The 1,096-nt window shown below is 60.5% G+C and carries 2 protein-coding genes and 1 pseudogene; 2 read left to right on the forward strand and 1 reads right to left on the reverse strand.

Going from position 1 to position 1,096, the window contains the following annotated elements; genetic code table 11:
* Positions 1–143: pseudogene (locus tag EN991_RS41440) on the forward strand (peptidase T4); the annotation flags it as partial.
* Between the two features lie 9 nt (positions 144–152).
* On the opposite strand, the gene EN991_RS37335 reads toward EN991_RS41440, so the two are convergent.
* A complete protein-coding gene (locus EN991_RS37335; RefSeq protein ID WP_013532118.1) occupies positions 153–407 on the reverse strand; it encodes a DUF2171 domain-containing protein in 255 nt (84 codons plus the stop codon).
* Between the two features lie 128 nt (positions 408–535).
* Here EN991_RS37335 and EN991_RS37340 point away from each other — a divergent pair.
* The coding region (locus EN991_RS37340; RefSeq protein ID WP_127370579.1) for a DUF2259 domain-containing protein at positions 536–1,096 on the forward strand (561 nt) is incomplete at its 3' end.

Here is a 1,096-nt window from a genome sequence, read left to right on the forward strand (position 1 = left end):
GTATCGAACTCTCCGCCGATGCAGCAATCGATCTCTACGCCGCCGCCGGCGCCACCATGGCGCGCGCCATCAGCCAAGGCGTCTATGCCGCGACGCCTGCCGAAAACGATCTGTTTCCGGTCTGGTCGTCACGCATGAAGTGAAGCGATCAATCAGACCGGATCGGACTTTTCTTCCTCGAACGTCACCGCGACATCAGAATTCGCCGACAGCCAGACCTTCTTGCCGTCGACTTCGGCAATCAGGCTCAGGGGAATGTAGTGGTGATGGCCCTTGTGGGCGCCCTCGCCGCTATCGGCCTTGGTCAGCTTGATGCGCTGGCCATCGACCTTGTCGACAGTGCCGACATGCACGCCATCGGCGCCGACGACTTCCATATGCTCACGAATTTTGCTGGTGTCGGTCATGGTGGTTCTCCATTGGGACTGCCGAGAATAACAAATGACGGGCCGATTGGATGCATCGGCTTTCGCACCGCACGACGTTTTGATTCCGTCGTGCTAGGGGATTGAAACGATCATGGGGGTGAAGACCGATGCGAATGCTCTTTCTGTTTGCCGTTGGCCTGCTTGCACAGCTTGCGACCTCGATCGCGGCTCATGCCGGCGATGTCGCTGAACTTGAGATCCTCGGCTTCACCAAGGACGGCAGCGTCTTCGCTTTCGAGGAATATGGCGTGCAGGATGGATCGGGCTTTCCCTATGCCAACCGCTACTACATCGACACGAGCACCGACAGCTTTCTGAAGGGCACGCCGATCCGGGTCCGGCTTGAGGACGAGAATGCCAAACTGGATGCGGTGCGCCTTCAGGCCCGGCAAAAAGGCGAATCCATTGTCAGCCAGGCCGAGTTGGACGCCAACCGCGGCATCACCGCGGGTTTCAACCCGGTGACCGAGCTTTCGGCGGATCCGCACCGGATGGCGGTCAATCCGCGCCCGATCTTCACTCCGGTCGACCCACCGCTCGAGTTCCGGCTCGACGAGTTGGGCATGAACAACGCCGATGGCTGCGAGAGCCAGGGCGAAATCAACGGCTTCCGGCTGCTGCGCATCGAGGCGCAGGATGGCGGCACGACCAAGCTGCTGCACCAGGAC

It is taken from the genome of Mesorhizobium sp. M7A.F.Ca.US.005.03.2.1 (genome assembly GCF_003997795.1).
Classification (GTDB): domain Bacteria; phylum Pseudomonadota; class Alphaproteobacteria; order Rhizobiales; family Rhizobiaceae; genus Mesorhizobium; species Mesorhizobium ciceri.

Coding starts and splice junctions, on each gene's coding strand:
- EN991_RS37335 (WP_013532118.1), bottom strand. CDS start 407: ATGACCGACACCAGCAAAATTCGTGAGCATATGGAAGTCGTCGGCGCC.